Origin of the sequence: 'Nostoc azollae' 0708 (assembly GCF_000196515.1) — a bacterium.
Taxonomy (GTDB): Bacteria; Cyanobacteriota; Cyanobacteriia; order Cyanobacteriales; family Nostocaceae; genus Trichormus_B; species Trichormus_B azollae.
Genome location: NC_014248.1, coordinates 4,021,380 through 4,034,381 on the forward strand (window position 1 = coordinate 4,021,380; position 13,002 = coordinate 4,034,381).

General features: G+C 39.4%; 8 protein-coding genes and 2 pseudogenes. 5 read left to right on the forward strand and 5 right to left on the reverse strand.

Annotated features, from left to right (window positions below; all coding sequences use genetic code 11):
• The first annotated feature begins 201 nt into the window (after positions 1–201).
• On the forward strand, positions 202–2,493 hold the full coding sequence (gene glgB, locus AAZO_RS18795; RefSeq protein WP_013192465.1) for a 1,4-alpha-glucan branching enzyme: 2,292 nt from the start codon (positions 202–204) through the stop codon (positions 2,491–2,493).
• 187 nt (positions 2,494–2,680) lie between these two features.
• Here the strand turns inward: glgB and AAZO_RS18800 are convergent.
• Positions 2,681–3,423: pseudogene (locus AAZO_RS18800) on the reverse strand (Uma2 family endonuclease).
• A 775-nt stretch (positions 3,424–4,198) separates the two neighbouring features.
• Between AAZO_RS18800 and AAZO_RS18805 the strand changes: the two are divergent.
• From AAZO_RS18805 to AAZO_RS18820, 4 genes are all read left to right on the forward strand, one after another.
• Positions 4,199–4,522 carry a DUF6825 family protein gene (locus AAZO_RS18805; RefSeq protein WP_013192467.1) on the forward strand — a complete coding sequence of 108 codons (324 nt, stop codon included), beginning with the start codon at positions 4,199–4,201 and terminating at the stop codon, positions 4,520–4,522.
• 150 nt (positions 4,523–4,672) lie between these two features.
• A complete protein-coding gene (locus AAZO_RS18810) occupies positions 4,673–6,358 on the forward strand; it encodes an ABC1 kinase family protein (protein ID WP_013192468.1) in 1,686 nt (561 codons plus the stop codon).
• Positions 6,359–6,375: 17 nt separating this feature from the next.
• On the forward strand, positions 6,376–7,110 hold the full coding sequence (locus tag AAZO_RS18815) for a Stp1/IreP family PP2C-type Ser/Thr phosphatase (protein WP_013192469.1): 735 nt from the start codon (positions 6,376–6,378) through the stop codon (positions 7,108–7,110).
• Between the two features lie 420 nt (positions 7,111–7,530).
• Positions 7,531–7,728: an NblA/ycf18 family protein gene (locus AAZO_RS18820; protein ID WP_013192470.1), complete on the forward strand. Its 198-nt coding sequence runs from the start codon at positions 7,531–7,533 to the stop codon at positions 7,726–7,728.
• A gap of 469 nt (positions 7,729–8,197) precedes the next feature.
• Here the strand turns inward: AAZO_RS18820 and AAZO_RS18825 are convergent, their stop codons facing one another.
• From AAZO_RS18825 to AAZO_RS18840, 4 genes and pseudogenes are all read right to left on the reverse strand, one after another.
• The gene (locus AAZO_RS18825; RefSeq protein WP_013192471.1) at positions 8,198–9,799 is read right to left on the reverse strand and encodes a serine/threonine-protein kinase; all 1,602 of its coding nucleotides are present in this window, start codon (positions 9,797–9,799) and stop codon (positions 8,198–8,200) included.
• A gap of 198 nt (positions 9,800–9,997) precedes the next feature.
• A complete protein-coding gene (locus AAZO_RS18830) occupies positions 9,998–10,444 on the reverse strand; it encodes a hypothetical protein (protein WP_013192472.1) in 447 nt (148 codons plus the stop codon).
• A gap of 167 nt (positions 10,445–10,611) precedes the next feature.
• The gene (locus AAZO_RS18835; protein ID WP_013192473.1) at positions 10,612–11,796 is read right to left on the reverse strand and encodes an anhydro-N-acetylmuramic acid kinase; all 1,185 of its coding nucleotides are present in this window, start codon (positions 11,794–11,796) and stop codon (positions 10,612–10,614) included.
• A 77-nt stretch (positions 11,797–11,873) separates the two neighbouring features.
• Positions 11,874–12,980: pseudogene (locus AAZO_RS18840) on the reverse strand (sensor histidine kinase KdpD).
• Positions 12,981–13,002: the final 22 nt, after the last annotated feature.

Below are 13,002 nucleotides of genomic sequence, written 5' to 3' on the forward strand. Positions count from 1 at the left end.
TAGTCATTAGTTATTAGGAACATTACTTCCTCATCTCTCTCATCTCCCCCAATCCGCAGTTCCCAGTCCCCAATCCCCAATAAGATACATTCTGATGTAGGATAACCGTGACGACAAAAATGCAAATAAATGTAAAGAATATATATAGTAGTTATAAAAAACTAAATTTAGTTAATCACCTTATTTTACGTAGGTAGCTTCATGTCCATCAGCGCGATCGCCTCTGAGCAAGTTAACCGTATCGTTTGGAATCAGCATCACGATCCATTTGAAGTACTTGGTTCACATCTCATAGAACAAAATGGGAAAAATGTCTGGGCTGTGCGAGCCTACCTACCAAATGCCAGTGCCGCATGGGTGGTAGTTCCAGAAAACAGAAAAGAATACCCCATGTACACAGTGCATGATCCCCACTTTTTTGAATGCACAATTGAAACACCAGAACTTAGCAACTACCAATTACGGATTAAAGAAGGGGAACACGAGCTTGTCACTTACGACCCTTACGCCTTCCGTTCTCCCCATCTCACCGACTTTGACTTACATCTGTTTGGAGAAGGCAACCATCACCGCATTTACGAGAAACTAGGAGCGCACTTAACAGAAGTAGATAGTGTCAAAGGTGTGTATTTTGCTGTTTGGGCTCCTAATGCCCGTAATGTTTCTGTTCTGGGAGATTTTAACCTATGGGATGGACGTAAACACCAAATGAGGAAAGGAGATACAGGCGTTTGGGAATTGTTTATTCCCGAACTCGGTATGGGAGAGCATTACAAATATGAAATCAAAAATTTTGAAGGACATATTTACGAAAAATCTGATCCCTACGGTTTTCAGCAAGAACCACGTCCCAAAACAGCATCTATTGTCACTGACTTAAATTCCTACACTTGGAACGATGAAAACTGGATGGAAGTGCGGCGGCAGACAGACCCGCTCACCCAAGCAATTTCTGTCTACGAAGTCCATTTAGGCTCTTGGTTACACGCTGCCAGTTCAGAACCCGCTAAATTACCTAATGGGGAAACTCAAGCAGTCGTTCCGGTTTCTGAACTGAATCCTGGGGCACGCTTTCTTACTTACCGGGAATTAGCAGAAAGACTCATTCCTTACGTCAAAGAATTGGGATATACCCATATAGAATTGCTGCCAATTGCCGAGCATCCCTTTGATGGTTCTTGGGGTTATCAGGTAACTGGTTACTATGCTCCCACTTCCCGATTTGGTAGCCCTGAAGATTTCATGTATTTTATTGACCAATGTCACCAAAACGGCATTGGTGTACTGGTAGATTGGGTTCCCGGTCACTTCCCCAAAGATGGCCATGGTTTAGCATTCTTTGATGGTACTTATCTATACGAACATGCTGACCCCCGCAAAGGTGAACATAAAGAATGGGGGACTTTAGTATTTAACTACTCCCGTAACGAAGTTAGAAATTTCTTAGCAGCCAATGCCCTCTTCTGGTTTGATAAATACCACATTGACGGGATTCGTGTGGATGCTGTGGCTTCCATGCTTTACAACGACTATTGCCGTAAAGAAGGAGAATGGTTGCCCAACCAGTATGGTGGGAGAGAAAATCTAGAAGCTGCGGATTTCTTACGTCAAGTAAATCACACCATCTTTAGTTATTTTCCTGGTGTACTTTCCATTGCTGAAGAATCTACTTCCTGGCCTATGGTATCCTGGCCTACCTATACAGGTGGTCTGGGCTTTAACCTGAAGTGGAATATGGGCTGGATGCATGATATGTTGGACTACTTCAGCATGGATCCTTGGTTCCGCCAGTTCCATCAAAATAATATTACTTTCAGTATGTGGTATAACCACAGCGAAAACTTTATGCTGGCTCTGTCCCACGATGAAGTGGTACATGGTAAGAGCAATATCATCGGCAAAATGCCCGGAGATAAATGGCAAAAGTTAGCTAACGTGCGGGCTTTATTTGCCTATATGTTTGCTCACCCTGGCAAGAAAACCATGTTTATGAGTATGGAGTTTGGCCAGTGGAGTGAGTGGAATGTGTGGGCTGATTTGGAATGGCATTTATTCCAATATGAACCACACCAACAGTTAAAGGACTTTTTCCAGTCTCTCAACCATCTTTACCGTTCTGAACCTGCTTTGTACACCCAAGATTTTGCACGGGAAGGATTTGAGTGGGTTGACTGTAGCGATAACCGTCACAGTGTAGTTTCTTTCGTCCGACGTGCTAAGGATTCTGATGAGTTTATAGTTGTGGTTTGTAATTTTACACCTCAACCACATTCTCACTATCGCATTGGTATACCTGAAAAAGGATTTTATACTGAGTTGTTCAACAGTGATGCACGTCAATATGGCGGTAGCAATATGGGCAATTTAGGCGGTAAATGGACTGATGATTGGTCTTTACATAATCGTCCTTATTCCTTGGATTTGTGTTTACCACCTTTGGGGGTTTTAATGCTCAAGTTGGATAAACAAAAGATGGCTGAGGTGATGAAGTAATAGTTTAAGTTATCTACTTAAATTGGCCATTTGTAGGGACATAGCAATGCTGTGTCCTTATTTTGTGGATATAAAAATCTATTTACAACGATTTTTAATTTTGCGCAAAGATGCAAAATCAGCAATAAATAGAGAAAAGTTGAGTGTGGTAAAAATAAATGAAAACTGTTTTAACCCAACCTAGATTTTAAATTGTATCGGGATCAATATTTAATTCCCGCAATTTTGCAGCTAGACGTTCGGCTTTTCTAGCTTCTTGTTCTGCTCTCTTATCTTGTATTTCTGCTTCTCTATTTTCCTGTTCTGCTCTTTTAATTTCTTGTTCTGCAGTTTCTTTAGGTGTCAGGACTAGTTTTCCTTCTGCTGTGAAATACCTCAATAATCCTTTATGAATTCCTAAAAATAAACCTAGTTTTTCACTCCACAAATGTCATTTTTCATTTAGTTCTATGGCATGGTATTTTCCATCTACTAAATGAAAACCTGCAAACTCTAATGTATAAGGATCGAACCAAACATAATCCGGTGTGGGGAAAGTATCTTGATATAGTTGTTTTTTAAATTCTCTATCTGTATTAGTTGTAGTTGGTGAGAGGATTTCTAAAATGAAATTAGGATATTGACCGTCTTCTTACCAAACTACCCAACTTTTGCAAGTTTTTCCTTCAGTTACTAAGACTACAAAAAAATATCAATCCCAGAAATCTTCTGTTTTTTTTGGTTAGGACTATAGTAAATAGTGAGGTTTACCGCAGCATAGAAATCATATCCATCTTCCCACAACCATTTGATACATTTAACTAAGAACATTATTTGCTCTAGATGCAGTTCTGTTTCCACTGGAGGTTCGTCACTATATAAATCACCTGGGGGAAAAATTATATACTGGGAGATGTTTTGTTGAGATTCTAATTCTTGAGCAGTGATCATAAAATTGATATGGCATCAAGTAGTTATTTGTTGATTGTAAAATTTATTGTCTGATAGCGTAGCGTGGCGTAAGCAACGCTACGCTATCAGACATTTTCACGGCTTGATTAAAGATTCCTCAGACTGACGATATTTAGCAATTAACTTGCGTCTTTTTAGAGTGCATAAAACAGCATAGAAAGTGCAGGTAAACCTCTTCCAGTAAGTCCTAACAAAATACAGGGATTAAGAAAGCCTATTATTATTCCCGTTCCTACACAAATTCCAAAACCTGATATTAGTAGTATCAGCATAGTCGTAAATAATTTAGAATACCAGGATGTTCTATAGGACTCCTATTTGATTTTTGATAGCTTGCGTGGCGTAGCCATACAAAACTCGGTACAACTAAATTCTCTACAATCCTCTTGCTTATTGACTTTTGCCTCTTGCCTACCTATGCAAACAATTTCAGGAATAAAATTTGATAGCCTTGTTCTTGGAAATCAGGGTAGCTGCTCATATTTCCAGGGATGGGTATAAGAGTGATATTGTAGTTTTATTTTACTTTAAGAATACGCTTAGTTTAGATAAGCGTTTTTAAGATACTACTTTTTCTGGAGATGCAATACGTTTATTAGTTTGATGAATCAATGCTAAGGATAAGAACTTAGAGGCATTTCATAAAATGTTTCTACACTAGCTGGATTCGATAAACTCAACAAACTCTCAGATGGAAGCATTCCAGCATCCAGCCAAGTTATAATCTTTTTGCGGAGCAACTTTACAAAAATTTATGAGTAATCCCCTTGTGCAAGCCTTTTTTGTAGGCAGAGCAGTAGCAGAAGTGATCAATGAGCGTGTAGAAGTCGCCTTGACTGATGCTTTGAGTGAATTGGGCAAATTTGATGCTGAAGCCAGAGAACAGCTACGCCAGTTCACAGCAGAAGTGATAGTAAGAGCTAACCATGCCGTAAAGGCAGCGGAAACTCGAACAACTACCAGTAACAGTTCATCGGGTGGTGATTCAGTGGATCTACAGACAGAAATCGATGAATTAAGGGCAGAAATAGCTTTATTGCGAACTGAATTACAAAAGTATCGTAATACGGCAAAATAGAAGTAAGAGGCAAGAGGCAAGAGGCAAAAGGCAAAAAGCAAAAGTGATTTTGAATTTTGAATTGATTTCTCACTTTGCCTCTTCCCGAAATCTATTTTTAGTAATTTTATTACAGATGACTCCGTGACAAACCGGCGGTATAAAGAAAATATGGAAAAAGGTTATTCAGATAAAGCATACCGTTGGAATCGGGAACATTATTCTAGCAAACGTCGCTTTGTAGATATTTGGTCTTTTGTTTTGACTTTAATGTTTAAGCTTTGGCGCTATAACAAAGCTTGGACTTATCCAGGTGGTATGACAGAGCCTAAACAGGCTACAAGACGTAAAGTTCAAGCTATTTGGATTAGAAATACTTTTTTGGATTTGGGTCCGACTTTTATTAAGGTGGGACAATTGTTTTCTACTCGTGCGGATATCTTCCCTAGTGAATATGTGGAAGAACTATCTAAGTTACAAGATAGAGTTCCAGCATTTAGCTATGAGCAGGTAGAAACGATTATTGAAGAAGAATTAGGGAAAAAAGTTCCCCAATTGTTCCATAGTTTTGAACCCATTCCTTTGGCTGCTGCTAGTTTGGGACAAGTTCATAAAGCTGTGCTGCATACTGGGGAGTCTGTTGTTGTGAAGGTACAACGTCCAGGATTAAAAAAACTGTTTGAAATTGATTTAAAAATTCTCAAAGGTATTGCTAGTTATTTCCAAAATCATCCTAAATGGGGACATGGACGGGATTGGATGGGTATATATGAAGAATGTTGTCGCATTCTTTGGGAAGAGATTGATTATCTGAATGAAGGCCGCAATGCTGATACTTTTCGTCGCAACTTTCGTGCTTATAATTGGGTGAAAGTACCACGAGTTTATTGGCGTTATGGTACTTCTAGGGTAATTACCTTGGAATATATGCCCGGTATTAAAGTTAGCCAATATGAGGCTTTAGAAGCGGCAGGTGTGGATAGAAAGGCGATCGCTCGTTATGGCGCACAAGCATATTTACACCAATTACTCAATAATGGTTTCTTCCATGCTGATCCTCACCCTGGTAATCTCGCGGTTAGTCCCGACGGAGCGTTGATTTTCTACGATTTCGGGATGATGGGGCGAATTAAATCCAATGTCCGCGAAGGACTCATGGATACGCTGTTTGGTATCGCTCAAAAAGATGGCGATCGCGTGGTACAGTCTCTAATTGATTTGGGTGCGATTGCACCAGTCGATGACATGGGACCTGTACGTCGGTCTGTCCAGTATATGCTGGATAACTTCATGGATAGGCCCTTTGAAAACCAATCAGTGTCCGCCATCAGTGAAGACCTGTACGAAATAGCTTACAATCAACCTTTTAGATTTCCAGCAACTTTCACCTTTGTCATGCGTGCTTTTTCTACTTTAGAAGGAGTAGGTAAAGGTCTAGATCCAGAATTTAATTTTATGGAAGTTGCCCAACCTTATGCAATGCAGCTTATGAGTGGTAAAAATGGTTTAGAGGGGAATAGTTTCTTGAATGAGTTAAGTCGTCAAGCAGTACAAGTCAGTAGCAGTGCTTTAGGATTACCACGCAGACTAGAAGACACACTCGATAAAATCGAACGTGGGGATATTCGTTTCCGAGTTCGTTCCGTGGAAACAGAACGCCTAATACGCAGACAGAGTAACATTCAACTCGGAATGAGCTATGCTCTTATAATTAGTGGTTTCACAATTGCAGCCACAATTCTCCTAATTGGCGAGTATTTGTGGTTAGCAGTTTTCACTGCTTTAATTGCAGCAGCAGTATCATTCCTGTGGATTCGTCTGCTTTTACGCCTTGACCGTTATGATCAAAAGTATTAATTTTTGCTTGAAAATCTATGAAACTTAACTTCACGGGTTGTACTGATCCGGGACTTATTCGTTCTAATAATCAAGATGCTTTCTATATAGACCAAGAAGGGCGATTTTTTATAGTTGCTGATGGTATGGGTGGTCATGCAGGAGGTGAGGAAGCAAGTCGCATTGCTACCCAAGAAATAACAGCTTATTTGTTAGCAAACTGGGAATCATTCCAATCAGCAACACAATTACTAGAACAGGCTTTGTGGTCTGCAAACAAGGCAATTTTACAGGATCAGGAAAACCATCCCGAACGTGGTGACATGGGTACAACGGCGGTTGTCGTTGTCTTCCGTTCTCAAGAACAGCCTTTATGCGCTCATATTGGTGATTCCCGTTTATATCGCTTTCGAGAATCACAACTACAACAAATCACAGAAGATCATACTTGGATAGCCAGAGCTATCAAAATTGGTGATATCACTGCTGATGAAGCTAGAGTGCATCCTTATCGTCATGTTCTATCACGCTGTTTAGGACGTGAAGACTTACACCATGTTGATTTGCAACCACTAGATGTAAAAGTAGGAGATCGCTTGCTTTTGTGTACTGATGGACTCACAGAAGAACTCGTTGATCCAAAAATTTCCAGATGCCTTCAAGATACACCAGACCTAGATAAAATTGCTATCTCTCTAGTAGAAGCCGCAAAAGAGGAAGGTGGACACGATAACATTACCGTAATCCTTGTTGCTGTAGAAGAAAATTTTTGATTTAATCATTGGTCATTAGTCATTGGTCATGGAACAAAGTAGGTAGAGAAACCAACTAAACATTCAAAAAACTCACTTTTACCACTGAGAACTGACAACTGACCACTGACAATTAATCAATCGAGTAAATATACTCAGCATTTTGTTCAACTTGAGCATTTTTCCTATTTCTAAATTGATTCAAATATCTTTAAGCCTTTCAATTCACCTAAACAGGCTAAATTTACATAATCTAAGTGCAGAATCCCTGATCAGAAAGATTAAGATTAGCCAAAAGACACTGGGCATTTTGTAAAACAATTGTTATCTTTCTTAATACGGAGGTACAAATGATTATGGCAAATACCAGCCCAGGCATTACAGCTTTGGCTTTTCTGTCACACATACCTCTTTATAAGTGTTGTTTTCTCGGTTTTAACTATGAATCAACCAATTGAGCTTTCCTTAGAACAGCAATTTAGCATCCGTTCATTTGCCAACCAAGTCCAGCAAATGAGCCACGAACAGGCACAAGACTTTTTAGTCCAACTCTATGAACAGATGGTTGTACGCGAAGCCTCCTATAAGGAGCTTCTCAAGCATCAGTGGGGATTAGATTCAGGTTTCACTATGGCATAGAGTAGCTTTGCTTTTGTCGCAGTGGGCGACCTCCTTCTCTTGCTTTGTTCCAGGAAGGAAAAGGGCTGGGGATGTTGGGGCGTCAACTTCGATCACCAATAATCACCTACTAAAACCCACAAGGTTTATTCAGGTAATCAATCCACTATCTAATCACTGGGAATTTATCTGTTGCTTAGACTTGCTGCTGTGGACTTTGGATTGCCTATATTTAGAGTATAGCCTGACTTCAGCACTTAAATCATACCAGATTGGTATGTCTGTTTTTTTCAAGCTTTACATTTTTTATATAACTATAATTTCCAAGCATAAAGATATTTCGTTTAAAAAACTTTACTTTATTTGAGTAAAAACTCTAGTTAAAAATTAAAAATGAATAGGGTGTAAGCTTTTCAGAGATTTGGAATAGTTTTTTATTTCCGCTGTATTGTAATAGTGAGTACCATATATGTATATGCATGCATATACATTAAATTGGCATACCAAAGGGTGAATCAGTATCAATTGTTTGTAATTTAGCTAGTATTTGCGGTTTAAGCTTTTCATATTCTTGTTTTAACAGAGTTTTACTAATTTGAGCATTCATGGATGTGGTTGTAATTTTGCTAATTTCCATCCACTCTTGTAGTCGTTGACACTGAATGGGAGGAATAGTCGAAATCAGAACATGGCTACAGCGAGTGGGTGTTTCTCGCTCAAAGAATAACAAGCGATAATAACCTTTATGTTGCAATAGGCGAATGATTTCTTGACCAGAATTGGTTTTCAGATCAAGGTAGTAAGGTAGCCATTTAGCTCCATGTTCGCGGTTGTAGATAACTGTAATCCATAACACTATTGGATGGGGAACAGAAATAAACAAAAATTGATTGTAGCGATTACAAACTAAACGTTTTTGAATTTCCTGTTGAGGTAGCATCACCCACAAGGCTGGTAAAAAGTCGCCACTGTTATAAATGGGTTCGGGAAAAACAATATCCGCAATTGGTTTATTGGATGGCCAAGAAGTTAGACGAGTAATATCATCATTGATTGCAGATACCCGCAGTTCAGTTTTGACTGTTTTTTGTACTGGTAATACCCGTTGTTCATCTTTTGTCTTGTTTTCAGGTTTGGGGTTAATTTTTAATTTCTGATTACTGGGAGGAATATTTGGATTATTCTTTTGCTGAAGTTTGTTTTGTTGTTCTGCGACTGCTAAGACATTGATGATTTCACTGATTGTTTGGGGCCGATCACTTGGCTTTTTTTCCAAACAACTCATGACCATATCTTCTACTGGCTTTGGTATTTTTAATGTGTAATTAGCCTCAGCTATAGACATTGGTTTTTGAAATTTATGGGTTTGATACCATGCTCCAAATGAATGGGAGGATGGTATAAGCGGTATTTTGGTTGTGAGCATTTCAAACATCATCACACCCAAGCTATAAATATCAGAGCGATTGTCTAGTTCTTTTCCCTCAATTTGTTCAGGAGAAGAATAAGCCAGAGTACCCAAATAAAATTTGGTCTGATCACTATCAGACATGAGTAACTTGGCAATTCCAAAATCTAAAACCTTGACCAATTCCCAAAAACTGGCATCTTGAATCACTAGCATATTGCTAGGTTTAATATCACGATGAATAATTGGGTAGATTGCTCCATCTCCATCTAGGGGGATACCATTGTGAGCGCACTGTAAACCCAGACAAATTTGTCTGGCCATGCTCAGGAATCTGGATAAAGAAAGATTTTGGTTGCGGATAATAGCACTTAAGTTTTGTCCTTGCAAGTATTCCATAACATAGTATGGAGTACTATTTTCATCTAATCCATAGTCCATGACGCGGACAATATGAATACTTTTTTGGCCTAATAAGGCACAGGTTTTTGCTTCTTGTTCAAAACGTTCTTGTAAACGCATTTTTTGGTTTTGAACTGATAAAGCAAGAAACTTAATGGCTACGGGGACACCTGCCAACAAAGTATCCTTCCCACGATAAACCCGTCCCATTGCTCCAGTACCAATTAATTCTTGAAGCTGGTAGCGTTTGCCGAGTAAGCGACCAGTGTTGGGGTCTGACATAAGAAATTCGACTCCAATGTTCAACAATACTTGGTATATGAGTTTATGTGTTGCCTTTGATTTAATTCAAGGTGATTAACAATTAACAGGATTCTGCTATGTAAAAAATAGACAACCCTAGATATTTACTTATTACCTCAACGGGAACATGGGAGTAATTATCCCTTAAGTAATTAGTCTTCTAGCTTATTAAGTTATCTATATTAATTGACGCTCCAGGCTTGCTTCCATTGTACTAGTTAAAAAATGACCAGCTAAAATACCGCTAGTAAGGTAGTAGTTATCGTCAGAAACCTGATGTAAGGTTTCAAAACCGCTACGACGTTCGCGATCACCTAGTACCCAGTAACGCTGCACAATAGTATCTGGACAAATCCAGCCTTCACCTTCTATTTGCCCTAAGATATTGTGTTGCAACAGAAAAGTATATTGGCGATCGCCGTCATGGAGTCTACCTTTATATTGACAAGATATTTCCGAGCGATCACTACCAGGAAATACCAACCTTGTTGCCATAGAAAACCAGTCATCACGATTCCAAACCACCAAAGTCATTCCTTTAAAGCTGATCGGCATACTATCGCGTTCCAGCCAACTTCCTTGCATAATCCAGCGTCCTGGTTCTAACAAAAAACTGTGAGCCACCTTGTAAATTCCTTTGAGTTTTTAAACACAGCAATAATTACTAGGAGGTCAGGAGTATGGCTAAAGACACGCTGCGGTATCAGTATTTCAGTATTTCAGCATTTCGTTATCTCAGTATTTCACAAGTAGGAAAAAATTCTTACCTTTCACCTGTTACCTGTCAAATGTCACTTATTACCTGTCACCTGATGCACTTCTCCCAACAGCATTTCTTGATTTCCTCCAGTTGCAGTAGGGAGATTGCCAGGAATACCTAACTGTCGCCAGTAGGCCAGGATTGCGAAGGCGATCGCTTCTTTAAATGTCGCACTCAAACCGACTTCATCTGTAGTTAAAACTGGCACTACTGCCAATAATGATTCTAACCGATGTTTTAAGTATAGATTCTGACTACCACCCCCACATAATAATACCCGTTCTGGCATTTTTCGTAAATAAGTATGATAACTGTGGACTATAGAAGCCGCTGTTAGTTCTGTAAGTGTTGCCAGCACATCTGCGGGGCTAAGTTGATAGATTTGTGCATCTTCTAAACAATCATGTAGATAACTAACACCAAATAACTCACGCCCTGTTGATTTAGGCGGTGGTAAATGGAAATAATCTTGATTCAGCCATTCTTCTACCAAGGTATGGCAAGGAGTACCACTAGCAGCCCAACTGCCGTTTTCATCGTAACTTTTAGCCCCATTGGTAAAATGCTGCACTGCCAAATCCAACAGACTATTTCCAGGGCCAGTGTCCCAACTGCGAATTTGGGAAAGCCAGTCATGATTTCGGGGTGGTAAATACGCAACATTAGCAATACCACCTATATTTTGAACACATCTGCTTTCCTGGGGATGACTGAGCAAAAAAGCATCTACTCTAGGAACTAGTGGCGCTCCGTGACCACCAGCAGCGATATCAGCTACACGGAAATTACTGACCGTAGTGATATCTGTCAAGTGAGCAATAACCGCCCCTCGACCAAGTTGTAGACTGTAACCGAGTGATTGGGGACTGGGTAAAATATTTCCTGAGCCGTAAAAACCTGGTGGTCTATGAAAAACGGTTTGACCGTGGGAACCAATTAAAGTCGCTGGTGGATGACCGATTTGAATATTTTGGGCTGCTTGGGCAAAAACAATGGCGATCGCATCATCTACTGCTGCTAATTCTGCCATTGATATCGCCTCACCAGCACAAATGCCTAAAATGCGCGATCGCAGTTCCGTCGGATAAGGGTAAGTTTCCCCTGCTAATAATTCAACTTTTATATCTAAATCTGTACCGATAATATCTACTAAGACAGCATCTATACCATCCACCGATGTGCCACTCATCAATCCTATAACGCCATTTTGTTGCATATACAAAGATTTTAGTGTGATTTCAACAGGTAGTTTAACTCAAATGTTACTCAAATTAACATCAAAAGAGGCCACTTTTAATTCTTAAACACTGATTTTTTTTCAGTGGCAATAATGTGGAAATCTATGTTCTTGAGCAATCTCACCAATTGTTGAGTTAGAGAATCTTTAAAAAGAAGTTTCCAGCGAGAATGTTGACTTTCGCCAATCACGATTTGAGTAATATGATATTTTTATTTTTGAGCAACTTCCGCAAATGCTTAAGTAATATTACTGAGGTCTACCAAAATAAAAGTCCCTGTAAATTCTTGACATAATTTTTCACAAGTATGAACGTGCAAACTTTCTTCCTGAGTGAGAAACCGATCAGGACTAGCGACAAACAAAACATACAAAGGAGCATTTATGTAGCCAGCCAACCTAGCAACCCGGCGTAAAAGTTGCATCGAATTAGGGTTAAGTAGATATGCACACTAAAACTCGTTCTTGAATACTATAAAATTGGCCTTGAGGTGCAGCAGCAATTGGATCTTCTTCCAGATTATCTCCCACTTCCCGTAAAGCCAACTCTCTCAAAGCGATTAAGTTACGGTTTTGAAAGAAGTTATCTAAAGCCTCTTGGATATTTTGGGGTGCATATATTTTTCCTTCCAGTAATCTTTACTTGGAGAGTATCCGGTGTGATATCTACTAATATCACCTCATTAGTAGCTTCCAGAATGCGGTCAGGAATTCGCTCACGCAGAACTACACCTGTAATTCTAGCTACTAAATCATTCAGACTTTCCAAATGTTGAACATTCATGCTGGAGTAAACATAAATACCCGCATACGAAATGATTTCTACATCTTCATGAGGTTTTGCTCGTAGACAACCAGAAACATTAGTATGAGCAAGTTCATCAATTAAAACAAATTGGGGCAATCGCTCAATCACTGCTTCCGTATTCATGTCCGGTAACATTACATCCCCATGAGTCCATAACTGTGGCGGTATCACCTCTAAACCCTCAGCTTTTTCAGCGGTTTCCTTCCCTCCGTAAGTTTCCAACAATCCTATAACAATATCAATCCCTTCCTGTTGGAGTGCGTAGCCTTCTTCTAACATTTTGTAGGTCTTACCCACCCCAGAAGCCATACCAATCAATAAATATTTTGTGTTTTCCCCTTCTTTGTGAATACATATAGGATTCCTATTTAATTTGA

What these genes read in the sequence shown, in the direction of transcription:
- glgB (WP_013192465.1), top strand. Translation starts at nt 202, where the DNA reads ATGTCCATCAGCGCGATCGCCTCTGAGCAAGTTAACCGTATCGTTTGG.
- AAZO_RS18805 (WP_013192467.1), top strand. Translation starts at nt 4,199, where the DNA reads ATGAGTAATCCCCTTGTGCAAGCCTTTTTTGTAGGCAGAGCAGTAGCA.
- AAZO_RS18810 (WP_013192468.1), top strand. Translation starts at nt 4,673, where the DNA reads ATGGAAAAAGGTTATTCAGATAAAGCATACCGTTGGAATCGGGAACAT.
- AAZO_RS18815 (WP_013192469.1), top strand. Translation starts at nt 6,376, where the DNA reads ATGAAACTTAACTTCACGGGTTGTACTGATCCGGGACTTATTCGTTCT.
- AAZO_RS18820 (WP_013192470.1), top strand. Translation starts at nt 7,531, where the DNA reads ATGAATCAACCAATTGAGCTTTCCTTAGAACAGCAATTTAGCATCCGT.
- AAZO_RS18825 (WP_013192471.1), bottom strand. Translation starts at nt 9,799, where the DNA reads ATGTCAGACCCCAACACTGGTCGCTTACTCGGCAAACGCTACCAGCTT.
- AAZO_RS18835 (WP_013192473.1), bottom strand. Translation starts at nt 11,796, where the DNA reads ATGCAACAAAATGGCGTTATAGGATTGATGAGTGGCACATCGGTGGAT.